Origin of the sequence: Bradyrhizobium sp. HKCCYLS2038 (assembly GCF_051167655.1) — a bacterium.
Classification (GTDB): Bacteria; Pseudomonadota; Alphaproteobacteria; order Rhizobiales; family Xanthobacteraceae; genus Bradyrhizobium.
The window spans coordinates 867476-891683 of the sequence record NZ_JBNPTM010000001.1 but is presented as its reverse complement, the minus strand read 5'-3'; the positions used below and the strand labels follow the sequence as shown (position 1 = coordinate 891683).

The window sequence follows — 24208 nt, the reverse complement described above, 5'->3', positions numbered from 1 at the left end:
AGCGGCAGAATTTTCTGCTGTAATGCGGACAGGACGCGTCGTCACTCGGGACCCTGGCTTCATGAAGCTCGATCGCATCGACATCAAGATCCTGCACGAACTGCAGAAGAACGGCCGCGTCACCAATGTGGAGCTTGCCGAGCTGGTCAACCTGTCGCCGAGCCCGTGCCTGATGCGGGTGAAGAAGCTGCAGGCGGAAGGCTACATCGAAGGCTATTCGGCGCAGATCTGCGTCTCGAAGCTCGGCCAGACGCTGACCGTGTTCACCGAGGTCACCCTGAAGAACCACCGCCAGATCGACTTCGCCCGCTTCCTCGCCGCGGTCGAGAAGATCGACCAGGTGATCGAGTGCCACCTCGTCTCCGGCGGCTACGACTACATGATGAAGTTCGTCACCGCGGGGATCGGCGAGTATCAGACCATCATGGAGCGGTTGACCGACATGGACATCGGCATCGAGAAATATTTCAGCTTCGTCGTGCTGAAGTCGCCGATCGTCAAGCCCTATCTGCCGCTGACCAGCCTGTTCGACGTGTAGGCTGCGGCGGTGCCCGCTCAGCGTTGACAATAGGCGCGGACCTGCTCAGGATCCTGCCGCAGATTGTCGAGCCATGCCGGATCGAGCTTCGGGACCGAGGACAGCAGCAGCTGGGTGTAGGGATGCTCCGGCCGCGCCATGGCCTCGGGCGTGATCTGCTCGATCTTGCGGCCGCGATACATCACGACGATGTCGTCGCAGATCGCCTCGACCACCGACAGATCGTGGCTGATGAAGACATAGGCGAGATCGAGCTCACGCTGCAGCTCCTTGAGGAGATCGATGACCGCCGCTGCGACCACGGTGTCGAGCGCCGAGGTGATCTCGTCGCACACGATCAGCTTGGGATCGGCGGCCAGCGCACGGGCGAAATTGACGCGCTGCTTCTGTCCGCCGGACAGCTCGGCCGGGCGGCGCAGCCGCAAGCTCCGCGGCAGCTTCACCATGTCGAGCAACTGGTCGATGCGGACAGCGCGCTGCTTGCGCTGCATGCGGTGATAGAAGGTGAGCGGCCGCCCCAGAATGTCCTCGACCGTATGCGCCGGATTGAGCGCGGTGTCGGCATGCTGGAACACAATCTGCACCTGGCGCAGTTGATCCGGGCTGCGACTGCGCGCGCTGCGCCCGAGCTCAAGCCCGTCGAACACGACGCCGCCAGCGAACGGCGGCAGGATGCCGGCGATGGCGCGCGCGAGCGTCGACTTACCACAGCCGGATTCACCGATGATGCCGAGATTGCGTCCGCGCGCCACGCGCAGGCTGACGCCGTCCACCGCCACGATGGCCGGCTGGCCGTCCGAGCGCAGCGGGCCGTAGCCGACGGAGACCTCGTGGACCTCGAGCAACGCCTCGGCCGCGGCGGGATCGACGGCATCCGGTCGTGGCTGATGCTGCGGCGCGACTGCGGCGAGCAGCTGCTGCGTGTAGGGATGCCGGGGGCGCTCGAGAATGTCGGCGGTCGTGCCGGTCTCCTGCACTTCCCCATTCCTCAGCACGACGATGCGGTCGGCGATCTGGGCGACGACCGCTAGATCATGCGACACATAGATGCCGGCGATACGGTGCGCCGAGATCACGGACTTGAAGGCGCGCAGCACCTCGACCTGGGTCGTCACGTCGAGCGCCGTGGTCGGCTCGTCGAAGATCAGCACCTTGGGGCTCGCGATCAGCGCCATGGCTGCAGCAAGACGCTGCAATTGGCCACCGGAGACCTGGTGCGGATAGCGCTCGCCGATCGTGTCGGGGTTGGGCAGCGACAGCGCGCGGAACAGCGCCACAGCCTTGGTGCGCGCCTCCTCGAGCGGCATCATGCCGTGGATGCGCACGACCTCGATGACCTGCTCCATGATGCGGATCGCGGGATTGAACGCGGCAGCCGCGCTCTGCGGCACGTAGGCGATCTTCGCGCCACGCACGGCCGCCTTCTCCTTCTCGGACAGCCCGATCAGGTCGACACCGTCGATCGCGACCGAGCCGCCGACGATCCTGCAGCCCGCGCGCGCGTAGCCCATCAGGGTCATCGCGATGGTGGTCTTGCCGGAGCCGCTCTCGCCGATCAGCGCGACGATCTCGCCCTCGGCGATATCGATATCCACGCCCTTGATGATCTCGATGGTGCGGCCGGAATCGGTGGTGGCCTCGACGCGAAGATCGCGGATCTGGACCAGGCTCGTCATCTACGACGCCTCCCGGTCGCGGATCTTGCTCGGCAGATTGTCGATCAGCAGATTCACCGCGATGGTCAGGCTTGCAATCGCCAGAGACGGAAAGATCACGGCCGGCGCGGCATAGGGAAGCCCGCCGATGTTCTCGCGCACCAGCGCGCCCCAGTCGGCATAAGGCGGCTTGACGCCCAGGCCGAGGAAGGACAACCCCGACAACAACAGCACGATGAAGACGAAGCGCAGGCCGAGATCGACCAGCACCGGGCCGATGATGTTGGGCAGGATCTCCGCGCGGATCAGATAGAACAGGCTCTCGCCGCGGATGCGGGCGACCACGACGAAATCCATGGTGTTGATGTTGACCGCGAGGGCGCGGGCGAAGCGATAGGCGCCGGGAATGTAGATCACGGCCATGGTCACGATGAGAACGGGGATCGACGAGCCGACGGCGGCGACCACGACGAGGCTGAACAGCTTGCTCGGAATCGAGTTCAGCGCGTCAAGAAGCCGGCTGAGCAGCATGTCGACCACGCCACCGGTGATCGCCGCGATCATGCCGAGCGTGACGCCCGATACGCCGGCGATGATGACGGAAGCGATGGAAATCCCGAGCGTGTAGCGCGCGCCCATCAGGATGCGCGAGGTCATGTCGCGGCCGAGATAATCGGAGCCCAGCCATAGCTCGCGGCTCATGGGACCAAAATAGTCGGTGTCGACGATGTCCCCGACCGGATATGGAACGATGTAAGGCGCGGCAAGCGCGACCACGATCCAGGCCAGGACGATCAGCGTCCCCGCAACGCCGACGGCATTGATGCGATAGCCGAGCCTGGACCTGCGGACGACAGATTTCGCGACGCCGGTCATCGCAGCCTCGGATTGGACAGGATGGCGATGATGTCGGCCGTGGTGGTCAAGAGAAGATAGCCGAAGCAGAAGATGATGGCGCAGCTCTGGATCAGCGGCAGGTCGCGGGTCGACACCGCATCGACCATGAGCTTGGCGATCCCGGGATAGTTGAAGATGGTTTCGACAATGATCACCCCGCCCAGCAGATAGGACAGTGACAGCGCAACCGCGTTCACGATCGGACCGAGCGCATTGGGCAACGCGTGACGGAGCACGAGCCTGCCGCGCGAGGCGCCCTTGAGAAGGGCCATCTCGACATAGGGCGTGTTCAGGGTCTCGACCAAAGCCGCCCGGCTCATCCGGATCATCTGTGCCGAGATCACGATGGTGAGCGTCACGACCGGCATCGCATAGGCCCGTGCGAAATCATAGGCGGTGCGGATGTCGCTGGTGAAGGACACTGCCGGCAGCCAGTTGAGGTAGACCGCGAACAGAAGCACGGCCAGTGTCGCGATCATGAACTCCGGGACCGAGACGACGCCGATGGTCCCGATGGTAAGGCAGCGGTCATACAGCGTGTTGCGCAGCATCGCCGCGGTGATGCCCAGCGTCAACGCCAGCGGCACCGAGATGATGGCGGTGAGGCCGGCGAGCTTGAGCGTATTCACGAGCCGCCCGCCGATCAGCTTCGCGACCGGCATGTTGTTGGCGTAGGAGACGCCGAGATCGCCATGCACCACCCCGGCGAGCCAGCGCAGGAAGCGAAAGATCGCGGGATCGTCCAGATGCATCGCCTTGCGCAGGCCCTCGACCGCCTCCGGGGTCGCGGCCTGGCCGAGCAGGATCGTTGCGGTATCGCCCGGCAGCATTGCGGTGGCGAAGAACACGGCGAATGAAACAATGATCGCAGTGACCAGCGCGATGGCCAGCCGGGACAGGATGAGTGAGGCGATCCGATGTTTCAAACTGTGCGCCCGCGAGACTGATCAGAGACCATCGACCGCTGGGGCGCCCCGCTCATGGCGGGCGCCCAGCGTCTCCTCGGGCATTCACGAATCGAACCAGACATATTCAGCGAAGGCATACCCCATCATGCCGCCGAGCGGGCTCGGCTCCAAGCCCTTCAGCTTGGACGAGGTGGCGTCGATGTTGGAGATATAGGCCGGGATGATGGTGCCCGCCTCCTCCGCGATCATCACCTGCATCTCGGCATACATCTGCTTGCGCTTGGCCTGGTCGAGCAGGCCGCGCGCCTCCAGCATCATCTTGTCGAACTTCTCGGACTTGAAGCGGCTCTCGTTCCACGGCGCCTCGGAGGCGTAGAGCAGCGAGAACAGGATGTCCGGCGTCGGGCGTGGATTGATGTTGCCGAAGTGGACCGGCGCCTTCAGCCAGTAATTGTCCCAATAGCCGTCGGAGGGGACGCGCTGCACGTCGAGCGTCAGGCCGATCGCCGCCGCCGAGGCCTGGATCACCATGGCCATCTCGATCGCGGAGTTCGCGGCTTCCGAGGTCACGACCGGGATCGAGGTACCGAGCACTCCCGCCTTCTGGAACAGCGATTTCGCCTTGTCAGGATCGAACGGCTTGGGCTTCAAATCGGGATTGTGAAAGAAGTTGGCGGGCGAGACCGGTTGGTCGTTGCCGACGACGCCGAAGCCGCGCAGCACCGATTTGACGATCTGCTCGCGGTTGACCAGGTGCTTCATCCCGTCGATGAAGTCCTTCTTGTCACCCGGCGCCATGTCGAGGCGGATGTTGAGGTCGGTGTAGTTGCCGGTCGTCGACTTCGACAGCGCAATGCCCTCTTTGCCTTCGATGAGACGGAGCGAACGCGGGTTGATGCTGGCGGCGAGCTGGATGTCGCCGGACAGCAGCGCGTTGACGCGCGCATTCTCCTCGGTGATGGCGATGAACTCGATCTGGTCGAGATAGGGACCGTCCTTGAAGTAGTTCTTGTTGCGCACGCCGATGGAGCGCACGCCGGGCTCGAACGCCTCGCGGACGAAGGCGCCGGTGCCATTGCCCTTGGAGAAGTCGGTGGTGCCGTCGGCGACGATCATGAAGTGATGCAGCGCAAGGATCATCGGCAGGTCGGCGTTGGGGCTCGCCAGGGTGATCTCGACGGTGGTCTTGTCCACCGCCTTGAAGCCGGTCATCTGCGCCGCGATCTTGGCAACCTTGGAGCCGGTCGCCTTGTCGAGATGCCGCTTCAGCGAGAACACGACGTCATCAGCCGTCAGCGGCTTGCCGTCATGGAAGGTGACGCCCTTCTTGAGCTTCACGGTCCAGGTCTGCGCGTCCTGGGACTCGATCGATTCCGCGAGCTCCATCTGTGCTGCGCCGCTCTTGTCGAGCGTGGTCAGCCGATTGTAGAACGAGCAGCAGCGCACATAATCGGTCGAGAACGACGCCTTGGCCGGATCGAGCGTATCGGCCGTCGAGGTCGACCAGCCCGAGGCCTTGATCGAACCGCCCTTCTTCGGGGCCGCCGCGAATGCGCGCTCGGCGCGACCGAGAATGGTGCTGCCGGCAGCGAGCGCGACGCCGTTGGCCAGCATCATCTTCAGGAGATCACGGCGCGACGCGCCCCGCCGGATCGCCGCCTCGACCAGCCCATCATCATCAGCAGTCCAGTTGGTGATCTCGTCGTTCATGTCATCCCTCCCCTGTTTGCGATCCGGCAGAATGAACTCGTCAGCGGCTCGTCATGTCGCAGGCACGTGGTCGACGGCGTCGGCCAGCTCCGCCATGGAGTGAAAATGGAAATCCGGCTTGGTTAACGACGCCGGCGCGATAGTGCCGCCATAGCCCTGCTTGTCGTGGCGCCGCTCGATCCAGCAGTTGGCAATGCCGAGCTGCCGGGAGATGCCGATGTCGTGATACTGGCTCTGTGCAACGTGCAGGATCTGCGAGGTCGTCCCTCCCTCGCGCGTGACGAAGTCGAACACCTGGGTGAAGAAGGCGGGGTCCGGCTTCTCGGTCCCGGTGTCGTCGACCGTGAAGCTGGCGTGGAAGGGCGAGCCCAGCTCGCGCTCGAAATGATCCAGCGCCCAGCGCCGCGCATTGGTCATCGCAATCAGCCGGTAGCGTTTGGCGAGGCGGGCCAGCGCTGCGGCGCTGTCGGGAAAGGCTTTCCAACGCGCTGCGGAATCCCGGAAACGCTCGCCGAGCGCGGTCTGCCTGGGCAGACCGAGCTGGGGAGCGATAATGTCATAGACCCGCACGAGATCGTCGGGAAAACGGTCGGCGTCGGCGGCATAGCGTGCAGCGCGGTAGAGGCTGAGCGCCTGCTCACCATCGATCACCTTGTCCGCTTCAGCAGCGATTTCGCCGAGGCTGGCAACGATCCCGCCTTCGAAGTCGATCAGCGTGCCGACCACGTCGAAGGTCAGATACCTGAATTGGGCGAGATCCATGCTGCTCATCCTGGGGGTCCGGTCGTCCGGTTCGTTGTCCTAGTGTGAGGCCGCGGTCAGGCGAAAACTTCCGAATCGCGGGGAGACGGCGGCACAAAATTTCGAATAGACGACGGCGCCGACATTTCGGAACTGCCGCTCACACAATGAGCGGCGCGAGCCCGCTTTCACGCCATCGCCTGGCGCACATCCGGATCGGCCAAGGTCTGGTCGAGCGTTCGCGCGGTGCGCTCGATGATCGCGTCGATATCGGAATCGCTGCAGCACAACGGTGGCGCATAGCCGAGCACACCGGTCGGGAAGGCGCGGATGACGAGACCGTTCGCCCAGGCCCGCTCGAAGATTCGGCGCGCCGGCTCGGCGCTGGCGGGCAGCGGCGTCTTCCTCTCCTTGTCGGTGACGAGCTCGATCGCCGCCAGCAGGCCGCGACCGCGGACCTCGCCGACGAGAGGATGGTCCTGCAGCGCGCGCAACCCCGCCATCAGCCGGGCCCCGGCGCGGCGGCCGTTTTCCAGCAGGCCGTTCTCGTAGAGATCGAGCACGGCAAGCCCGACGGCCGCGCTCACCGGGTGCGCCGAATAGGTATAGCCATGGCCCACGGCCGAGCTCCCTGCCCCGTCGGCGATCACGCCATAGACATGGTCGGACATCAGCACGGCCCCCATCGGCACGTAGCCAGACGTCAGTCCCTTGGCCACCGTCATCAGGTCCGGAACGATGTCGTCATCCGAGCAGGCGAACAGCGGTCCGGTGCGGCCGAAGCCGGTGATCACCTCGTCGGCGACGAACAGGATGCCGTGCTGTCGGCAGCGCTCGCGCATCGCCTTCATCCAGCCATCGGGCGGCACCAGGACGCCGCCGGAGCCCTGAATCGGCTCGGCGTAGAACGCGGCCACCCGCTCCGGTCCACCGACCTCGGTGATCTTGGCATCGAGTGCCGCGAGTGACGCCGCAATGATTGCATCGGCGTTACTGCCGACAGGATTGCGGTAGGAATAGTGCGAGGGAATCTTGTGCTGCCAGTTGAGCGGCACACCGAAATTGGTGTGGAAGGCCGGCAGCGCGGTCAGCCCCGCGCCGACGGTCGAGGAGCCGTGATAGCCCTGCTGCAGGGTGATGAACTGGTCGCGCTGCGGCTGCCCCCTGGCATGCCAATAGTAGTGGATGAAGCGCACGGTGCTGTCGACGGCATCGGAGCCGCCGAGCGTGAAGTAGACGTGGTTGAGATCGCCCGGCGCCCGCTCGGCCAGCGCCGCCGCCAGCCGAATGGCTGGCTCCGACGCAAGGCTGAAATAGCCGGTGGCGTAAGGCAGCTCGCGCATCTGACGCGCCGCCGCCTCGACGATGCTGTCATGGCCATAGCCGGCATTGACGCACCATAGGCCAGCAAAGCCGTCGACCAGCTGATGACCGGAGGCGTCGGTGACAATGGCGCCTTTGGCAGACGCCAGAACGCGCGCGCCGGCGGCCTCGTGTCCCCGATAGGACGCAACCGGATGCACGAGATGAGCGCGGTCGAGCTCGATGAGCGAATTGCTGAGCATGATGATCTCCAGTTCAGCCGAACGCCTGGCTGGCCAAGGCAAATGAGGTCGGGCACCGCCGCGTGCTGTCGTTCGCCGCCGGCCGATGCATGACGATGCCACCGCCGGCGTGACCGAGGCCGAGACCGCCGAGCCACGGCGCGAGGCCGGTCTCGATGCCGGTGTCGACGCGGATGAATTCGGCCTGCCGCCCGGCGAGAAAATACGTGATCAACGCCTTGGCGTCGTCGAGATCGGCGGCGACGACAGGTCCGATCACGAGGCCACGACCGAAGCGGCGTAGCGCGGCAAAGCCGGCCATCCGGTCACCCCGTTCGAGCAGCGCGAACGCGCCGAGCGACGCGACATGGGCGATCAAATCGCTGCGAACGGCGCCGAAGGCTGCCGCATCGAGGGCAGCAATGGCGGTGATCTCATCTGCCGCGGCAGCGCGCACGCCCTGCGGCCGCGCCACCGCAACCGCAAGCTGCCCCTGGTGCTGCACGATCTCGCTCGTCCGGCGGAAGCCGAGCTTCTCATACAGCGGCAGGCCATCCTCAGTCGCGACGAGCTGCAGCCGCCGGTCGCCGGCGAGCGTCATGGCCTGCTGCATCAACCGCCGGCCCAGCCCTCGCCCGCGCTCAGCCTCGTCGACGATGACCATGTTGATGGTCCCAGCGCTGCTTCCATACGGCGTCATCAGCACGGTTCCGATCACGCGGCCATCCCCGGTGATCGCCACACAGCCTTGGCTCAGCGCCAGCGCCATCTGCCAATCCTCGCGGCGGTGCGGCCAGCGCGCCTGCTGCGACAGCCGCGTCGCGGCGTCCAGGTGATCCCCGCTAAAAGCGATGAGGCTCGCGGCGTCGGACATCATGTCATGCACTCCAGTTTGTGCAGGAGTCTGGGCGAGCCGCGCCCAGCAGATCGTCTGAAGGTCATGACGCCGACGACATCTTCCGCCGCCGGACCGTGGCAAAGCCGCATCTTATGCTGGCCGGCCGGCCTATCATCTAACGCCGAGACCATGACCGGCATGAGGATCCATGAGCCGCTTTCGCCCGAAATATGTGACCTTCGACTGCTACGGCACGCTGACCAATTTCGAGATGGCCGAGGCGGCGCGCGATCTCTACGGCGCATTGCTCTCCGAGCCGGCGATGACAGAGTTCATCCGGGTCTTTGCCGCCTACCGCCTCGATGAGATCCTCGGTCCCTGGAAGCCCTATGCCGATGTCGTCGGTAATTCGCTGGCGCGCAGCTGCCGCAAGATCGGCATCCCGTTCAAGCCGGAGCATGGCGAGATGGTCTATCAGCGCGTGCCGACCTGGGGGCCGCATCCGGACGTACCGGCGGGGCTCGCGAAGGTGGCCAAGGAGATCCCGCTCGTGATTCTCTCCAACGCCATGACCGCGCAGATTCCTTCCAACGTCGCCAAGCTCGGCGCGCCGTTCCATGCGGTGCTTACGGCCGAACAGGCACAGGCCTACAAGCCGCGGATGCGCGCCTTCGAATACATGTTCGACATGCTCGGCTGCGGCCCGGAGGACATCACGCACTGCTCCTCCTCGTTCCGCTACGACCTGATGACGGCGCACGATCTCGGCATCAAGAGCAAGGTCTGGGTGAATCGCGGTCACGAGCCGGCCAATCCCTATTACGGCTACACCGAGATCAAGAACATTTCCGGCCTGCCGGGCGTGTTCGGTCTCTGAGAAGAGTGCCGCAATGAAATACGTCTCCTACTGGCGCGACACGGCGACCGCCTTTGCCGGCGGCCATAGCGGGCCTGTCGAGGGGCGCTACGACGTCGCGGTGATCGGCGGCGGCTTCACCGGGCTTGGCGCCGCACTGCAGCTCGCCAAGGCGGGCGCCAAGGTGATCGTGCTCGAGGCCGATGCTGTCGGCGCGGGCGCATCGGGACGCAATGGCGGGCATCTCAACAACGGGCTGGCGCACAGCTATCTCGCCGCGAAGGCCGAGCTCGGCACCGAGCGCGCCATTGCGCTCTACAAGGCGTTCGACGCCTCGATCGATACGCTGGAGCGCCTGATCGGCGAGGAGAACATCGCCTGCGATTTCCGCCGCTGCGGCAAGCTCAAGCTGGCCTCCAAACCCGGACATCTCGATGCGATCGCCAGGAACTTCGACGCCATCAACCGCGAGGTCGATCCGGACACCGCCTTGCTCTCCGCCCAAGACCTGACATCCGAGATCGGCTCGCCCTTCCACGGCGGCATGCTGTTCAAGAAGAGCGCGATGATGCACATGGGCCGCTTTGCCGCCGGCCTCGCCACGGCCGCGAGCCGCCGCGGCGCCGTGATCGTCGAACAGGCCGCGGTGACCGAACAGGTGCGGGACGCCAACGGCTTCCGCCTGACCACGGCCAAGGGCACGTTGCATGCCGATCAGATTCTGCTCGCCACCGGCGCATACACGCCGGCCCACTTCAGCTACTTCCGCCGCCGCATCATTGCCGTCGGTAGCTTCATCATCGCGACGCGGCCGCTGACGGCCGCCGAGGCGGCGTCGGTGCTGCCGGGACACCGCACCTATGTCAACTCGATGAACATCGGCAACTACTTCCGCCTGTCGCCGGACAACCGCCTGATCTTCGGCGGCCGCGCGCGCTTCTCGGCCACCTCCGATCAGCAGTCGGACGCCAGGAGCGGCGCCATCCTGCAGGCGGCGATGCTGCGGATGTTCCCGCAGCTCACGGGCGTCGCTATCGACTATTGCTGGGGCGGCCTGGTGGACATGACTGCGGACCGCTATCCCCGCGCCGGCCGCCAGGACGGCGTGTGGTACGCGATGGGCTATTCCGGGCACGGCGCGCAGCTCTCGACCCATCTCGGCACCATCATGGCCGACGCCATGCTCGGCCGTCCGGATCGCAACCCGATGAAGGACGCCCCCTGGCCGGTCGTGCCCGGCCATTTCGGCAAGCCCTGGTTCCTGCCGTTCGTCGGCGCGTACTACAAGACCCTGGACTGGATCCGCTGAGCCGTGAGGAAGCGCCGGCCATCAATAGCCGCGACTGCGATCGACGAGACCGACCGGATCGAGCCCGGTGCGATGCCGCCTGATGTTTTCGGCCACCGCCAGCGCCGCCGTCTCCGGCTGCGTGACGCTGGCGACATGCGGCGTGATCAGCACGCGGGGGTGCCGCCACAGCGGATGGTCGGACGGCAGCGGCTCCGGATCGGTGACATCCAGCACGGCGCCCGAGAGCTGTCCGCTGTCCAGCGCCGCGAGCAGCGCCGCCTGGTCGAGCTGCGCGCCTCGGCCGGTCTGCACCAGCGCGGCGCCGCGCGGCAGCCTGGCAAGCAGCTCGGCGTTCAGCAGCCCGCGTGTTTCATCCGTCAGCGGCAGCAGACAAACCAGAATGTCGGTGGTCGCCAGCATCCGATCGAGACCGTCGGCGCCATGATGCGCGGTCACGCCATCGATGGCGCGCGGGCTGCGGCTCCAGCCCGCCAGTGGGAAGCCGAACGGCCTCAGCCGCTCCAGCACCGCCTGCCCCAACAGGCCCAAGCCGAGCACGCCGATGCGCCGGTCGTGCGCCTGCGGCTGCGCCGCCGCGCGCCACAGCTGCTGCCGCTGCTGATCGAGATACACCGGCCAGCTCCGGTGCAGCGCCAGCACCGCCAGCGTGACGTATTCCTGCATCATCCGGATGATGCCGTCCTCCACCATGCGGACGATCTTGACCGCTGCGGGGACCGCCGCGGCGTTGAACTGGTCGATGCCGGCGCCGATCGAGAACAGGATCTCGAGGTTGTGGTAGATGCTCAGGTCCGGTGGCACCAGCCAGGTGATCATATAGCGGACAGCATCGGGATCGACCCTGGCGGGATCGATCTCGAACGGCAGATCCGGCAGCTCGCGCGCAAGCACCTTGCGAAAGATCGCGCCGCGCTCGGCATCGGAGTTGAAGAGAAACGTCATGGCCGTCATTCTAAAGCGGGCCGGCCGAACCATCACGAGCCGGCTTCCGTCAGCATCCGCCATGCTAGCGGCGCCGAGCACGTATTCCATGCCGAATGCGGACGAGGATTGAGTGGATTGTTGCGCGGATCTGTCCGCAAAACGCCGATGCGGCCAGCTGACGCCAGGGCGACGGCCGGTGCAACTGACGGGGAATACGACCATGGATGACCCCTGCGTCGAGTCTCGGGCCATCGACGTGTTCGAGATGCGACTTGCCGACATTGCCACAGTCAATGTCGCGCAGCTGCTGGCACTGTCGGTTTCGGTGCGCTGGCCGCATCGGGCCGAGGACTGGCAATTGATGCGCAGCCTGGGCCGCGGCTTCGTGGCCCTGGACGAGATCGGTCGTCTGTGCGGATCGGCAATGTGGTTTCCCTACACCGAAGGCTTCGCAGCCGTCGGCATGGTCATCACCTCGCCTCGCCTGCAGGCGCTCGGCACCGGCCATTGGCTGATGACGCAGTTGATCGCGGCCTGCGGCGAACGCAGCCTGCGACTGAACGCGACCCACGCCGCCTACCGGCTGTACCGGTCGCTCGACTTCAAGCGGGACAAGACCCTGTACCAATGCCAGGGGCGCGCCATCGGCGCTGCCGCGGCCGCAGTGGACAGCGGTGACGTCCGACGGCTGAGCGAGCTCGAGCTGCCCGTGATCATCGAAGCCGACGCGCGCGCCTACGGCGTGGCGAGGACCGAGCTGATCACGGCCTTGTTCCGGCAATCGACCGGCTACGGCCTGTTACGATCCGGACGACTCGCCGCCTTCTCCTTGTGCCGGCGGTTCGGACGCGGCCATGTCATTGGACCGGTCGTGGCCGCGTCCGACCAAGATGCGATCGCGGTGGTCGCGCCGCACGTCGCGGCCAATGCCCGCCAGTTCCTGCGGATCGACACGCACAGTGAGGGCGACGACTTCCGCGCCTTCATCGCCCGCGCCGGCCTCGCGCTGCATGACACGGTGACGACGATGTCGTTGCGGCACAACGCCGACAGCACCCGCGCGCAGAAGAGCTATGCCGTGGTGAGCCAGGCCTTCGGCTAGTGAGCGTCAGATGAAGCCTCTTAATCGATCAACGAATTCGGGCCTCTTGCGGTCGAAGCTCAGCAGGACGCACGCCGATGGGTCCAGGAAGCGACGGCGGCGGCTATCGATGGCGGAGGCGAGCTCGCCTATCACCACCATACAAGCCGAATGTTTCGAGCTCTTATTGCGCGAACGCGCTCCAACGGCTGGTCGACGGACATCCAGGGTGGATTTGGAACCGAGCGATCTTTTTAGCCCGTTATTCGCGGCCGGATGCCCGATCTGGCCAACCATGTCTTAGCGATGATGAGCACCGCCTCGTTGCCGTGGCTGCGAAGCATGTGGACACCCACTTGGGACTTGGGGGACGGGCGGTCGCTCCGACGCGGAAGTCGATCCGATTCTTCGCTGGAGCTCGCCACAGTACGATCCGTGCCGAAATAACCTTTGAATTTGCTTGCGAAACGCTCAATGGCGGCACGCGCTCCGACCGACCGGCACGATTGAACGCAAGCCATGTCAATGGCTTGCTGATCAACAGGCGAGCCGCTTTTATCTTGCCGGAGTAATCGGGCGTCTGTAACCGTCCGGTCTCTGCACGCCTTCCCCCTCGTGTGTTGTCGTTCCATTTCGAGTTCTCTGCTGCTGTGGAGAATCTCCGGTGGGATTCAAACATTTCGAGAACAGAGCGCGCCGCGAATGGTGGTCGCTGCACATCGAAGCGTGGCGTCGCAGCGGTCTCGGGATCCGCAAATACTGCCAGCAACAATGTCTGACCGAGAACACTCTGCGGCGTTGGCTGAAGCGGCTGGCCGGCAATGAGACTGCGCTTAAGCTCGAGAAATATCAGATGGAATTGCGCCGCGAGCGCGCCCGGGAAGAGCGGGAAAAGGCGCTCTGAAAGCAGAAGCAGCGCAGGTTCACGGTCACCTCGGATGTGCGCAATCGGGCGTCCCAGGCATTCTGGGCGATGCACGTCGAGGCACTGAACTGGAGTGGAATGGAGCTCCGCGCCTACGCCTCGGCGATGCAGCTGTCGCCGCATTCGCTGCGCAAAATGGCGCGACAGACTGGCCGCCGGCGAGGTCACGATCGACTGGCGTGCCCATCTTCATCCCTCCGCCCGTCCCGCCGTTAGCACTAGTGCTAGGAACTCACAGCCCGAACGCCGCTTGACAGCCGCCGAGATCGGCGATCCGACCGCGCGCAAAATGCCAGCCCGCCGCTTCTTCAGCGACGAGGAAAAGCTCGCGATCGCCAAGGAAACCGAGCTACCAGGCGCCAAGGTCTCTGCCGTCGCGCGCAAGCACGGCATCGTCACCGGGCTGCTGTTCCGCTGGCGCGCGCAGTTCGACATCGCGCAAAAGAAGCGCTCCAAGCTCGCCCGTGTCGTGCTGCCCGACGACATGCCCGCCGCACGCGCCCTGCGTGATCTGGTGCGTCCACCAGAGGGAATGATGGCTGTCGACCTCGCAGACGGACGGCGTGTCTTCGCTCCCGCCGGCAGCGATCCGGAGGCGGTGCGAGCGCAGATCGAAGGCGGAGAGACAGCATCATGATGTTCGTTCCTGCAGGCGTGAAGGTGCACCTGGCGCTCGGCTACACCGACATGCGCAAAGGCATGGATGGGCTCGCCATGCTGGTCCAGGACACGCTGAAGAAGGACCCGTTCTCCGGTCATCTGTTTGCCTTCCGCGGCAAAAAGGCATCGATCCTGAAGGTCCTGTTCTGGGACGGAAACGGGCTTTGTCTGTTCACGAAACGCATCGACCAGGGCGGCTTCGTGTGGCCCGTTATGGCGGGCTATGATGGCTCGATCACGCTTTCGCCAGCGCAACTCGCGATGCTGATCGAAGGCATCGACTGGCGCGCGCCAGAGCGTGTCTGGAAGCCGGCAATTGCAGGGTGATCTGCAAAATTTAGTGCTGAACTGAGTTGCGATTCTTCTACGAATCGGCGTGTTCGAGTACCATCGGACATGCAGCTCGATCTCACCAATCTCCCATCCGATCCTGAGCTTCTGCAGCGCCTGGTGCGCGACATTGCTGCTGCGATCGACCATCGCGACACCGAGATCGAGCGGCTCAAATCCATCATCAAACAGCTGCAACGAATGCAGTTCGGCCGCAGCTCCGAGCGCATCGATCCCGACCAGCTTGCACTCGGTCTGGAGGATCTCGACAGCGACATTGGCCGCGTCGAGGAAGCGCAACCGAAGGCCACTCCGGAAGCCAAATCTACGCCGCGACGCCGTCCGCTGCCCGATCATCTGCCACGCGAAGACGTTCTGCTCGACGCGCAAGACCGGGTCTGTAGCTGCTGTGGCGTCGCTCTCCATCTGATTGGTGAGAGCGTCAGCGAGATGCTGGATTGGGTCCCAGCTCAGCTTCGCGTCGTGCGTACAACCAGACCCAAATACGCCTGCCGAGCCTGCAACAAGGTCGTGCAAGCCGGCGCGCCGGAGCGGTTGATCGCTGGCGGTCTGGCGACGCTGGCGCTGCTCGCGCACGTGTTGATCAGCAAATACTGCGATCACCTTCCGCTCTATCGGCAGTCGCAGATCTTCGACCGTCATGGCGTTGATCTCTGCCACTCGACGCTCGCCGGCTGGGTTGGCGGCGCATGCTGGTGGCTCGAGGCCTTGCACGAACGGCTGTGCAAGAACGTGTTCGGCTCCCACCATCTCTTTGCCGATGACACCCCGATCCCGGTACTCGATCCTGGCCGCGGACGAACCAAGACGGGACGGCTTTGGGTGTACGCCCGCGAGAAACGGCCGTGGAGCGGACCCGAACCTCCGGCTGCCATCTACCTGTTCGCTCCGTATCGCAAGGCGGAGCGACCGGTCGCACATCTTACTGCCTTCAGGGGCATCCTGCATGTCAACGGATATGCTGGCTTCGAGCAGCTGGCCGACAAGGAGGGCATCACGCTCGCGACGTGTTGGAGCCACTCGCGACGCAAGTTCTACGATGTGGCAGAAGCCACCGCTTCTCCTGTGGCAACAGAAGCCCTGCGCCGGATCGGCGAGCTCTATGCGATCGAGGCGCGCATCCGCGGCCAATCGCCTGACTATTGTCTTGCCGAACGCAGGACCTTCTCCAAGCCGATCGTCGACGCGCTGAACGTCTTGCTTGATGCTCAGCTCGGTCAACATGCCCTGGATTTCGCTACCAAATTGTTCGGGCGTACAGGCAACCATACTCGCCGGGCGACTCGTTCCCGGTTGTTAGAGGAGCAGGCTGCCACTTAGTCATAAACACCACAACCTCGCCACAAGCCGAGTGGGGCCCCCACAGAAAACCTCGGATTTCCGCGGTCGTTATCTGCCGTTCGCTCAATCCGCCGGCTGACTGCTATTCCAATTGATCAGCCGCCTCTACGGCGGCACCTTGGTGATCGTTTCCACGATCCTGTCGTTCGGCGAACGGTCGATGTCTCCACTCCATAGGCTGGAGATGTTTGCGCTCAATTGCGCGGCGACGCGACTGCTTGCGAAGAGAGATTTCGGATCGGGGCTCGCTCCCGCCGCCAGAATGGCCGGCGGCGCCGGTTCTCCCGGGCTATGTCGTCGGCGAAAAAGCCCCAGAATTTGCCGGCTTTCTTCATTTTAGTCTCTGACGGCGAAAACAGGCGAAGGGCCGATTTTTCTCCGAACGGGCGGTTTTTCTCCGGACTCTGGACTGCGCCGATTCAGTGCGGTTTCTAAACCCTTTGGTGTCAGGGGCTTGAGCAAGATTCGGCGACGCGCATTTCGCATCGATGTTGGATGCGTGAATGAGCCCTTCAGGGCTATTTTGCCGCAGAGAACACTTCCCCTACCAGCGGCCGAACCGATTACAGACGTGGCGTGACGCATTAACGCCGGCTCTAGCCGCAAAGCCGCTCCTGACGGCGCCTAATCGCGTCCAGCCGACCGACCTGCCCGCCCACGTCACTTGAGTTTGATTTCGACCGACTCATAGAAGTTCGCCACGCTCAGCTTATTTGCTAGCGAGGTCTCGCTGTAGATGCGGATCGGATCGCCATCGAGCATCCCGACCTCGTAAGCAGGGATCCACGGCAATTTGCTTTCGATTCCAGTCGTAATCGGCTCATCGGTCATCGCAAGCGTCAGCTCGTTCCAGCTGATGTCTGGGCCGAGCACAGCCGCCAGATCGGTCGGATCGACTTCGATCACCGACTTCGGATCGTTGATATCGGCGAACGTCACGAGATCCGGCAGGTCGGACGGGGTAATCCGTCGCGCACCACGCACCCGCGAAAGACGCTTTGCATCCTCCAGGAGGTTCGGCAACGCTGGTCCATACAGTTCGGAAAGCAAATTATCGCCCGGCCCGGCATCGCGAGTCCAGCGCCGCTGCGATTTGTCGAGCGGATGAAGGTCGCATGTCAGAAGCGCAATCAGCGGCCTGCGGCCCGGACCAAGATCAACATAAAGGGCCTCGCCGCGGAGCTTATGCATGGTGCCGCGCTCCGGGAGCCAGATATCCGCGTACATCACCTCGACGACGCTCGAAGCCCGCTTGACGCCTTCCGGCGTGTTGACGGCAAGTGTCAGCTTGTAGCGATAGCTTTCATAGCCCCAACAACTCGCGGTGGAGAGCGCGATTGATGCCGCAGCGAAGAGGCGCAGCGCAGACGCTATTTTTGTCGACATGCCGCCCCGTCCTCGGCTTCAGCTCGCCCTGCGTACTCATAACGAGAAGAGCTTTACCATTAGTATCAATCTCCCATCGCGTGGTCTGAGAGAGGGAGGCCTACGAACCAAACTCTCCCGGCGCCAATGCCGACACCTTATTTTCTACCCGGCGCTTCCTCCAGCCGGTCAACCCAGCCGGCCGACCCGAGGCTCGATCGCGATCAGCCGCTCGTCTTGACGCGCGGCAGCCACGAGTACACTCGCAAGTTGCTGCAGTGTGTTCTCGATCTTGGCGAAGCGCTGATCGATGTTCTCGAGCTCAGTGCGCATCTCGAAATACGCCCCCGCCCCTGCGATTAGGAGATTTGCCGCATTCCAGGATTGGCGCCTCCAAATTTGCTCCGAGAGCCAACCACCATCAGTCGAGGCCAGCGAGAATTGCGCTGATGAATGGATCCTTTGCTGCGAGATATTCTTGAATGCCGCCAGTATTCTCCAATTCGAGCTTAAGCTTTAGTTCTTCGTATCTCGTCCGATACGCTGGGTGTCTTCGCAGGTGCTCGCGGAAACGCAGCATTCTGGCGATTTGCGCGTGACCTTCCCGGCAGATATGGAGCTTGTGTGTGCGCACACCGGCGACATCGCGTTTGAAGAAATGATGGTCCTGGGAAAGGTCACCACCGCGTCGGTAGCCTAAACCTTCAAACGATCGGGTCCAATCTTCGACCGTGCCGCCGGGATTGATCACCGCAAGTATGTCGATTTCACCTTTCGCAGCCAGTTCGGGTACGGCCGTGCTCCCGACGTGATGGATTTCCACCAACGCCGTGCCGAAGATAGGTCGCAGGCGAGCTTCCTCGTTCGCGTATTCTTGCGGCCACCTCGGATCGTAAGGCCGTATCGGGCTTGTGAGCGGCATGTGTAAACGTTAGCCGAGACATAGACTCCGGACAACGACAAGCGTTGGCGGATTTCCGTTTCGGGGTCAAAAAAGCGGCCCTCCGGCCGGCTTACTTCCGGTTTTTCCTCGAGACTGGACATGGCGGGGAGTGACCGGCAGGTCCGAGATGGGCCACAAGCGCTCCGGCCGTGATAGCATTATACGAACACCAGCACTTCAGTGACCGCCCTGTACTGTAATGAAGCGCTGACAAACCACGATTTCATTGCAGCTACGAAGCCGATTCGCGCGACAAGTCGAGTAGCTACAATACATGAGGGAGCACGCCTTGCGGTTATTGTTGCCAGCAATCTTCTGCCTCCTCGCCACCACAGCTGCCGCCGAAGGGCGTTTCTCCGGCTACGCCATGACGATGGAGACCCATGACCGATGCATTAGGGAGAACGCCTTGCGGGGTTTGGCGTCACCAATCGTCTGCCGCCTCGCCAAGACAGCTGCCACCAAAGGGCCGTTCACGCCACCTGGCGTGATCCCCCCCGACTACGCCATGACCATGGCGACCCATGAATGGTACGGCAAGGGCCGCCAGATTACGCTCCATCACGGCGACTGGACCCGGGCTGCCGTGACCGCGGAGTTATCGTTATCGGCGGACTCGGGGTATGGGGCAGTGGCATATTACTTGACCAACGTTGGAACGATATTGGTCGACTCTCCCGGTCGATCGTTCTCGCGTGGGCCGTATCGCTCGTCCGACACCAAATATGCGCCGCGCAACACCGGCGAACGACAGACCCATCTCGGCGAAACCTGCACGGTCTGGGAGGTATCGCGGACCACGGGGGACATACCCGTACATTTGAGCTGCGTCAGCGATGACGGCATCGAGCTTTGGCAGAAGTCGCTGAGCTCGAGCACGCGCGAAGTTATTTCATCAGCCGAGGCGACGCAGATCGAGCGACGGCCGGTGTCGCCGGAAGACGCGTGTCCACCGAGCTCTGTCTTTGCACCGAGTTGGCCGGACGAACGCGATACGCTGCCGCCAATCGCGCCGGAAAAATCGGATTACGAGGTCGTCTTGGAGCAGACCGTGTCGCCGCCCGGGAAAGAGGGGAGCGTCATTCGCACCGTGCGCCGACATGGCCCGTGGGAGTTCACCAAGGAAACCACCGGCAAGCTGCGAACGATCCATGTCATACACGATTTCGGGCAAGTAAGGTCCACGTATGAGACTGATGACTCCGGCGCGCGTCAGAGTCTGTGGATAGACATAAGGGTGCCCACCTCCGCCGAGCAGGAAAGAATTGATGCACATTTTTGGGCAGCGCTTCCTCGACCACTGATCCCGGACCGGACCGATACAGTGCTCGGCGAGAACTGTCGCTGGTTTGACATGATGCCCGTAATTGCGGGTGGCCGTACCTCTTCATGCCTTACGAAAGATGGCATCGCGCTCAAGGAAAGGCAATTCTTGGGACATCTCCCTTACCTCGGAGTGGACCGCGATCCACATTACGCGGCGTCCCGTCACAATGGACGAGATCAAGCCGCCTGTCGAACTGCTGTCGCCGAAAACGTGGGGTGTCGAGTAGACCTACGGTGCCGAAAGCGATCCGCGACCAAGCCCACGCCTTAACGCCCAAAGAGCAGGCGGCTGGCGCTTGGTGGAGGTCTGCTCTGGGTCAAAAGCGGCCGACCGCCGCCGGACGCCTGCTTCCGGTTGAGCCGCAGGAGCAGACCTCGGCCCGAACCGGCTGGAACGTCCGGAATGGGCCAACAGCAGCACAGATGCGCTACTATCGTTTGGTCGAGTCCGATCCAGCACCGGCCAAGTGGCATTCCCTGAAGCCATACTCATTCTCCACGCAAATTGCGTTATTCAGAAGATCCCTTTGCTTCTGCGCAAAATCCTTGGACCATGCGAGCATCTCTTTGTCTTGAACTGCTTCTAACGTTGCACCGTGCACAGGATGGTCTTTCAGACTTCCGAGGACAATGCCGTGGCCAATGCCGGCGCGGGTGCATCTCTTGGGGTCGACAACAATCTTCAAGGTTCTGGCATCGATATCGCCCTTGATCACGCGATCGATCCGCGCGTTCATTACGACCATCCGGCTGACTCCGTCGTCGCTGAGGATCGTTGCGTCCTGGATCGTCGCTTCGACGATGACCGGGGCATCGATATTGATCGGCACATGCTCGAATGTGATAGCCCGCATGGCTTCTGGCATGCAGGGAGCTGTGGCGGCAACTGCGCCTGTGCAAGCCGCGCAGCAAACGGCCCAACAGACGGCACATGTGCGAAGGTCGGCAAGCGATATGGTCATCATTGCACGATGGTGCCAATTCATGGCGACGTCCGCAATGGGTCAAAACCCGCCATAAGCCGCTCCGGCGATTCACTTCCGATCGATCTTCGCAGTGTCACCTTCGTGGCGGCGACTCCTCCAGCCGATCCACCCGCCGTTCGATTGCGATCAGCCGCTCGTCCTGGCGCGCGGTGACGACCAGCACGCTGGCGAGCTGCTGCAGCGTACTCTCGATCTTGGCAACGCGCTGATCGACGCCTTCAAGTTCGACACGCATCCCGAATACGCCCCTGCCCCTGCGATGACGAAGCTGACCACGGTGAGGACGTGGCCGTAGTTGATGGTAGGGTCGAAGCGCGCCTTGCGCTTCCCGGGCAAATTGTCTTCGCTGATCATCGATTGGCCTCGCAAGGTAAATGACGTCTGAGTGACTTCCGGGACGTGGTCCGTCACCGGTCCGGTGAGCCGGATCTATCGCCTGAAGATCCGCGCGACTTTTTCGATCGAGCGTCCGCCGACATAGGCCGTGAGGATCATCCCCGCCCAATCAGCGATCATGCCGCTCAAGGGATCGGTGCTGCCCCATCCCAGCACCTTGTCCCAGAGGATCACCTTCCAGAAATAGATGATGATGGGGAACGCGAGCAGCGGCCGGATGATGGCGGTGTACCACCGGCCCTGTTCTGCGATGACGATCGCTGACGCCTGTGCCCGAGCGGCGATATCGGCCTCGATTTCCTTGGCCGCAAGGTCGGCCGCGATGCGATCCTGCGTGTTGGCGGCGTCGAGCTTCGCCTTGTAGGCATTGATGAGGCCGCTGATGATGGGACCGCCGATCAGGCTGGCCAACCAGGTCCACACGACGCTATCCCGCCTGTCCCAATGTCGTCACGGCATCCAATTCCGCATCATGCCTGTGGTCAGCGAGATTACGCAGAAACTGGAACAGCGCCGTGGTTGCAATCAGCGCCAGCGGCCAAGCCCAGGATGGCACCTGCGCGGCAAGGGGGCTCACGTCCACGCCACTGACAACAGGACCCAAGAAATCGTAGACACTGACGGCGGCGCTGACCGAGATCACAACCGCAGTCGAAAGCTTCTGCTTGATCCCTGCAAACTTCTCGCGCACACCGGCGAATAGGCTTTCCTCCTTCCGGTAGAGCTCGTGAAGAGCTGGGCGGGACCGCAGGATTGGCCGGATCCAGAACCAGCAGACGGTGATGACAGCGACGGCGATCAAAGCGAATGCAAACATGGGTTTCTCCTCGACTTCAGGGATTGACGAGTTCGGGAACGACCGAGGTCGCGGCAGTGCCCGCGTCCTGCCGACGCTGCTGCCAGCTGCTGAGTGCAGCGAGCGATCCGCCGACCAGCAGCGCCACACCGCAGCCGAGCGCTGCGCTTTCGACGGGATGAGCAACGATCCAGCCAGCGAACCCGCCGCCGGCCGCGACGGGCGCGGCGGCACCTGACGCGACGATGAGCTTCCTCACGCCTGCTGGCGCCGGCACGACGCCCTTGCCCGGAACTGGCGCAAGTTGGAGCACGGGCGAGCTCGATCCGACGCCCCGCGTCGAGGGACCGTTGCGGTCAGCCATTTGAAGGCTTGCAGAGTTCACCTCGTCGACGCGCCTGGCCCAGCCGCGGCCAAACACCGGCCAGGTCCTCAAGCCCTTGAGGAAGACCAATCGCTCGATATTGATGGCGTGAACGACGGCGTTCGAATCGCGTCGCGCGACGGCTGCCAGCACCTCTTCGGTCACGGCGCCCGTGCTATCCGGCAGGCCGACGACACGGCGCAGGACCTTGCCGCTGCGACTGATGCCGGAATTCACGCCGTAATCGAAGACGCTGTAATCGACGCCAGCAGGCAGCTCATCGCAGCGCAGCTTGAGCCAGTACTTGGTGCGATAGATGTCGGAGATGGCGGAATCCGGCGCCTTCCAGACATCGATCGGCAAGCGTTCATCCTGATGGGTGGCGACGTATTGCGTCCATTCACGCTGGATGATGCCGCGCGAGGTTCGGCCGCCGGGATCGCGGGGATCGTCGTCGTTGCCGCCCTCGTGACTGCGGACAAGCCGTTCACAGGTGTCCCAGTTTGCTCTGGCCATTGGCTTCCTTTCTGCGTGCGAGATTTTTGGGCGTGACGCATCGCTGGCGCGGCCGATTGGCTGCGCGTCGCGATTTCAGGAGTGTTGGCTTGAGGGTCTGTCGCGACGCCCTGAGGCGCCGCTCAGCGGCTGTCCGCGCCGGCCTCGCCTTGCGGCTGCTTCAGCGACAGCGTCGTGATGAAGCCGTCCGAGCGGGAGAGTTCGTGGTCGACGACGTCGATCCGGTAGAGGCCGCCGATGCCAGGACGGGCACCCGTGATGAGGCACAGCCCTTCGGGCTGGGCGTTGACATTACCGAGGATCCGGACGGTACCTTCGCCCTGTTGCGCTCAGAGGCGCCCTTGCCGTTCTCGGCCGCGCGAGCTGCCTCATCTTTTGCCGGCCTGGTGAAGCGCACGGTCGCCTCGGCCTGCGCTTGGCGGCCCTCGATGTCGACAGCCTCTTCCTTCCACCTGGCTTCCTTGGCGTCGTACCAGCGGGCTCGCACCTTGGCGTAGCGGGGGCGGCCGACCACGGGTGCGATATCCCAGTCGATCAGGTTGATGCCCCACTGCGCGGTGACGGTTGAGAGCACGCTCCCTGAGACCGATAAGCCGGCGTTGCGCTTGACCAGGATCGCGCGCCGACCAAACACCTTGAAACTCCCGCCGACGTCTCTTGCGATCCGGTGCCCGAAATGCAGGAAGCTCTCGGCGGTCATGCCCCACCAGTCGCGCTCGATCGACGCGAGTGCCGGATCGACCATCATCTGGACGCCGGCGAGGCCTGCGGCGTCCTGCATCACCGAGCCGAGCGTCGACTTATCCCAGTGCTTCTCGTGGTGCTGCTTGGTCTTGCCTCTGGTGTCGGCGCTCTTGGCCGTGATGTGCAGCGTCCGGCCCTGGCCGCGAGCGCCGCGCGACTTCACGTCATCAACGGTGCCTTCGAACACCCTGGCAATCCCGCGAGAACGCCAGCCCAGGTCGATCGCCATATACGACCCGTCGCGGGGGAAGGCGACGCGACCATTGGTGTCGTCGATCTCGATATCGGCGGTGTCGCTCGCGGTGCCCGCCGCGTCGTGAACTCGCAACGTGATCAGGATGGGATTCAAGAGGTTGCTGATATCGTTGCCGTCGACAATGACACGGTAGATCGCGAGATCAGCCGCCATGTCAGGTCCAGAGAGGAGTAGGTCGTCATGCCGTCGCCGCAGACTGCCACGCGGCTCGATGCCGCATTCCCCTCTCTTGAAG

At 63.6% G+C, this 24208-nt stretch carries 25 protein-coding genes and 1 pseudogene; 9 read left to right on the top strand and 17 right to left on the bottom strand.

Features of this window, described 5'->3' with window-relative positions:
- Nucleotides 1-61 precede the first annotated feature (61 nt).
- On the top strand, nucleotides 62-538 hold the full coding sequence (locus ACQR1I_RS04095) for an Lrp/AsnC family transcriptional regulator (RefSeq protein ID WP_434867899.1): 477 nt from the start codon (nucleotides 62-64) through the stop codon (nucleotides 536-538).
- 17 nt (nucleotides 539-555) lie between these two features.
- On the opposite strand, the gene ACQR1I_RS04090 is transcribed toward ACQR1I_RS04095, so the two are convergent.
- From ACQR1I_RS04090 to ACQR1I_RS04060, 7 genes are all read right to left on the bottom strand, one after another.
- Nucleotides 556-2214 (bottom strand): ABC transporter ATP-binding protein, encoded by a 1659-nt coding sequence (locus tag ACQR1I_RS04090; protein WP_434867900.1) that lies wholly within the window; start codon nucleotides 2212-2214, stop codon nucleotides 556-558.
- Nucleotides 2215-3069: an ABC transporter permease gene (locus ACQR1I_RS04085; protein ID WP_434867901.1), complete on the bottom strand. Its 855-nt coding sequence runs from the start codon at nucleotides 3067-3069 to the stop codon at nucleotides 2215-2217.
- On the bottom strand, nucleotides 3066-4016 hold the full coding sequence (locus ACQR1I_RS04080) for an ABC transporter permease (RefSeq protein ID WP_434867902.1): 951 nt from the start codon (nucleotides 4014-4016) through the stop codon (nucleotides 3066-3068). Before ACQR1I_RS04080 ends, ACQR1I_RS04085 begins: the two co-directional genes overlap by 4 nt.
- 84 nt (nucleotides 4017-4100) lie before the next feature.
- The gene (locus ACQR1I_RS04075; RefSeq protein WP_434867903.1) at nucleotides 4101-5708 is read right to left on the bottom strand and encodes an ABC transporter substrate-binding protein; all 1608 of its coding nucleotides are present in this window, start codon (nucleotides 5706-5708) and stop codon (nucleotides 4101-4103) included.
- 51 nt (nucleotides 5709-5759) lie between these two features.
- Nucleotides 5760-6479 carry an HAD-IA family hydrolase gene (locus ACQR1I_RS04070; protein WP_434867904.1) on the bottom strand — a complete coding sequence of 240 codons (720 nt, stop codon included), beginning with the start codon at nucleotides 6477-6479 and terminating at the stop codon, nucleotides 5760-5762.
- Nucleotides 6480-6637: 158 nt separating this feature from the next.
- Nucleotides 6638-8014 carry an aspartate aminotransferase family protein gene (locus tag ACQR1I_RS04065; RefSeq protein ID WP_434867905.1) on the bottom strand — a complete coding sequence of 459 codons (1377 nt, stop codon included), beginning with the start codon at nucleotides 8012-8014 and terminating at the stop codon, nucleotides 6638-6640.
- A 13-nt stretch (nucleotides 8015-8027) separates the two neighbouring features.
- Nucleotides 8028-8870 carry a GNAT family N-acetyltransferase gene (locus ACQR1I_RS04060; protein ID WP_434867906.1) on the bottom strand — a complete coding sequence of 281 codons (843 nt, stop codon included), beginning with the start codon at nucleotides 8868-8870 and terminating at the stop codon, nucleotides 8028-8030.
- 169 nt (nucleotides 8871-9039) lie between these two features.
- Here ACQR1I_RS04060 and ACQR1I_RS04055 point away from each other — a divergent pair, with 169 nt between their 5' ends.
- Together ACQR1I_RS04055 and ACQR1I_RS04050 are read left to right on the top strand one after the other, a co-directional pair.
- Nucleotides 9040-9708, top strand: coding sequence for a haloacid dehalogenase type II (locus ACQR1I_RS04055; protein WP_434867907.1), 669 nt, complete (start codon nucleotides 9040-9042; stop codon nucleotides 9706-9708).
- Nucleotides 9709-9721: 13 nt separating this feature from the next.
- Nucleotides 9722-10996 carry an NAD(P)/FAD-dependent oxidoreductase gene (locus ACQR1I_RS04050; RefSeq protein ID WP_434867908.1) on the top strand — a complete coding sequence of 425 codons (1275 nt, stop codon included), beginning with the start codon at nucleotides 9722-9724 and terminating at the stop codon, nucleotides 10994-10996.
- A 21-nt stretch (nucleotides 10997-11017) separates the two neighbouring features.
- Here ACQR1I_RS04050 and ACQR1I_RS04045 read toward each other — a convergent pair whose 3' ends face one another.
- Nucleotides 11018-11941, bottom strand: coding sequence for a 2-hydroxyacid dehydrogenase (locus tag ACQR1I_RS04045; protein WP_434867936.1), 924 nt, complete (start codon nucleotides 11939-11941; stop codon nucleotides 11018-11020).
- A gap of 202 nt (nucleotides 11942-12143) precedes the next feature.
- On the opposite strand from ACQR1I_RS04045, the gene ACQR1I_RS04040 reads away from it, so the two are divergent.
- From ACQR1I_RS04040 to tnpC, 5 genes and pseudogenes are all read left to right on the top strand, one after another.
- Nucleotides 12144-13025: a GNAT family N-acetyltransferase gene (locus tag ACQR1I_RS04040; RefSeq protein WP_434867909.1), complete on the top strand. Its 882-nt coding sequence runs from the start codon at nucleotides 12144-12146 to the stop codon at nucleotides 13023-13025.
- 643 nt (nucleotides 13026-13668) lie between these two features.
- Nucleotides 13669-13908 (top strand): IS66 family insertion sequence element accessory protein TnpA, encoded by a 240-nt coding sequence (gene tnpA / locus ACQR1I_RS04035; protein ID WP_434867910.1) that lies wholly within the window; start codon nucleotides 13669-13671, stop codon nucleotides 13906-13908.
- Between the two features lie 271 nt (nucleotides 13909-14179).
- Entirely contained in the window at nucleotides 14180-14566 is a 387-nt protein-coding gene (gene tnpA, locus ACQR1I_RS04030) for an IS66-like element accessory protein TnpA (RefSeq protein WP_434867911.1), read from the top strand.
- Entirely contained in the window at nucleotides 14563-14916 is a 354-nt protein-coding gene (gene tnpB / locus ACQR1I_RS04025; RefSeq protein ID WP_434867912.1) for an IS66 family insertion sequence element accessory protein TnpB, read from the top strand. The genes tnpA (ACQR1I_RS04030) and tnpB overlap by 4 nt, the downstream gene beginning before the upstream one ends.
- A 69-nt stretch (nucleotides 14917-14985) precedes the next feature.
- A pseudogene (tnpC, locus tag ACQR1I_RS04020) lies at nucleotides 14986-16155 on the top strand (IS66 family transposase); the annotation flags it as partial.
- A 786-nt stretch (nucleotides 16156-16941) separates the two neighbouring features.
- Here the strand turns inward: tnpC and ACQR1I_RS04015 are convergent.
- The 3 genes from ACQR1I_RS04015 to ACQR1I_RS04005 form a co-directional block, all read right to left on the bottom strand.
- A complete protein-coding gene (locus ACQR1I_RS04015) occupies nucleotides 16942-17667 on the bottom strand; it encodes a hypothetical protein (RefSeq protein WP_434865869.1) in 726 nt (241 codons plus the stop codon).
- Between the two features lie 168 nt (nucleotides 17668-17835).
- Nucleotides 17836-17979, bottom strand: coding sequence for a hypothetical protein (locus ACQR1I_RS04010; protein ID WP_434865868.1), 144 nt, complete (start codon nucleotides 17977-17979; stop codon nucleotides 17836-17838).
- An 88-nt stretch (nucleotides 17980-18067) separates the two neighbouring features.
- Nucleotides 18068-18568, bottom strand: a complete 501-nt coding sequence (locus tag ACQR1I_RS04005) for a GrpB family protein (protein WP_434865867.1) — start codon at nucleotides 18566-18568, stop codon at nucleotides 18068-18070.
- A 310-nt stretch (nucleotides 18569-18878) separates the two neighbouring features.
- On the opposite strand from ACQR1I_RS04005, the gene ACQR1I_RS04000 reads away from it, so the two are divergent.
- Nucleotides 18879-20186 (top strand): hypothetical protein, encoded by a 1308-nt coding sequence (locus ACQR1I_RS04000; RefSeq protein WP_434865866.1) that lies wholly within the window; start codon nucleotides 18879-18881, stop codon nucleotides 20184-20186.
- A gap of 160 nt (nucleotides 20187-20346) precedes the next feature.
- On the opposite strand, the gene ACQR1I_RS03995 is transcribed toward ACQR1I_RS04000, so the two are convergent.
- From ACQR1I_RS03995 to ACQR1I_RS03970, 6 genes are all read right to left on the bottom strand, one after another.
- Nucleotides 20347-20781, bottom strand: coding sequence for a hypothetical protein (locus tag ACQR1I_RS03995; RefSeq protein WP_434865865.1), 435 nt, complete (start codon nucleotides 20779-20781; stop codon nucleotides 20347-20349).
- A 193-nt stretch (nucleotides 20782-20974) separates the two neighbouring features.
- Entirely contained in the window at nucleotides 20975-21136 is a 162-nt protein-coding gene (locus tag ACQR1I_RS03990) for a hypothetical protein (RefSeq protein ID WP_434865864.1), read from the bottom strand.
- 194 nt (nucleotides 21137-21330) lie between these two features.
- Entirely contained in the window at nucleotides 21331-21720 is a 390-nt protein-coding gene (locus ACQR1I_RS03985) for a hypothetical protein (RefSeq protein WP_434865863.1), read from the bottom strand.
- 4 nt (nucleotides 21721-21724) lie between these two features.
- A complete protein-coding gene (locus ACQR1I_RS03980) occupies nucleotides 21725-22114 on the bottom strand; it encodes a hypothetical protein (protein WP_434865862.1) in 390 nt (129 codons plus the stop codon).
- Between the two features lie 16 nt (nucleotides 22115-22130).
- Nucleotides 22131-22973, bottom strand: coding sequence for a glycoside hydrolase family 108 protein (locus ACQR1I_RS03975; protein ID WP_434865861.1), 843 nt, complete (start codon nucleotides 22971-22973; stop codon nucleotides 22131-22133).
- A gap of 160 nt (nucleotides 22974-23133) precedes the next feature.
- Entirely contained in the window at nucleotides 23134-24126 is a 993-nt protein-coding gene (locus ACQR1I_RS03970; RefSeq protein ID WP_434865860.1) for a phage late control D family protein, read from the bottom strand.
- Between the last annotated feature and the right edge of the window lie 82 nt (nucleotides 24127-24208).

Coding starts and splice junctions, on each gene's coding strand:
- ACQR1I_RS04075 (WP_434867903.1), bottom strand. CDS start 5,708: ATGAACGACGAGATCACCAACTGGACTGCTGATGATGATGGGCTGGTC.
- ACQR1I_RS04065 (WP_434867905.1), bottom strand. CDS start 8,014: ATGCTCAGCAATTCGCTCATCGAGCTCGACCGCGCTCATCTCGTGCAT.
- ACQR1I_RS04070 (WP_434867904.1), bottom strand. CDS start 6,479: ATGAGCAGCATGGATCTCGCCCAATTCAGGTATCTGACCTTCGACGTG.
- ACQR1I_RS03990 (WP_434865864.1), bottom strand. CDS start 21,136: ATGCGTGTCGAACTTGAAGGCGTCGATCAGCGCGTTGCCAAGATCGAG.
- ACQR1I_RS03970 (WP_434865860.1), bottom strand. CDS start 24,126: ATGGCGGCTGATCTCGCGATCTACCGTGTCATTGTCGACGGCAACGAT.
- ACQR1I_RS04055 (WP_434867907.1), top strand. CDS start 9,040: ATGAGCCGCTTTCGCCCGAAATATGTGACCTTCGACTGCTACGGCACG.
- ACQR1I_RS04010 (WP_434865868.1), bottom strand. CDS start 17,979: ATGCGCACTGAGCTCGAGAACATCGATCAGCGCTTCGCCAAGATCGAG.
- ACQR1I_RS04015 (WP_434865869.1), bottom strand. CDS start 17,667: ATGTCGACAAAAATAGCGTCTGCGCTGCGCCTCTTCGCTGCGGCATCA.
- ACQR1I_RS03995 (WP_434865865.1), bottom strand. CDS start 20,781: ATGCCAGAAGCCATGCGGGCTATCACATTCGAGCATGTGCCGATCAAT.
- ACQR1I_RS03980 (WP_434865862.1), bottom strand. CDS start 22,114: ATGTTTGCATTCGCTTTGATCGCCGTCGCTGTCATCACCGTCTGCTGG.
- ACQR1I_RS04060 (WP_434867906.1), bottom strand. CDS start 8,870: ATGATGTCCGACGCCGCGAGCCTCATCGCTTTTAGCGGGGATCACCTG.
- ACQR1I_RS04090 (WP_434867900.1), bottom strand. CDS start 2,214: ATGACGAGCCTGGTCCAGATCCGCGATCTTCGCGTCGAGGCCACCACC.
- ACQR1I_RS04040 (WP_434867909.1), top strand. CDS start 12,144: ATGGATGACCCCTGCGTCGAGTCTCGGGCCATCGACGTGTTCGAGATG.
- ACQR1I_RS04095 (WP_434867899.1), top strand. CDS start 62: ATGAAGCTCGATCGCATCGACATCAAGATCCTGCACGAACTGCAGAAG.
- ACQR1I_RS04085 (WP_434867901.1), bottom strand. CDS start 3,069: ATGACCGGCGTCGCGAAATCTGTCGTCCGCAGGTCCAGGCTCGGCTAT.
- ACQR1I_RS03975 (WP_434865861.1), bottom strand. CDS start 22,973: ATGGCCAGAGCAAACTGGGACACCTGTGAACGGCTTGTCCGCAGTCAC.
- ACQR1I_RS04045 (WP_434867936.1), bottom strand. CDS start 11,941: ATGACGTTTCTCTTCAACTCCGATGCCGAGCGCGGCGCGATCTTTCGC.
- ACQR1I_RS04050 (WP_434867908.1), top strand. CDS start 9,722: ATGAAATACGTCTCCTACTGGCGCGACACGGCGACCGCCTTTGCCGGC.
- ACQR1I_RS04005 (WP_434865867.1), bottom strand. CDS start 18,568: ATGCCGCTCACAAGCCCGATACGGCCTTACGATCCGAGGTGGCCGCAA.
- tnpB (WP_434867912.1), top strand. CDS start 14,563: ATGATGTTCGTTCCTGCAGGCGTGAAGGTGCACCTGGCGCTCGGCTAC.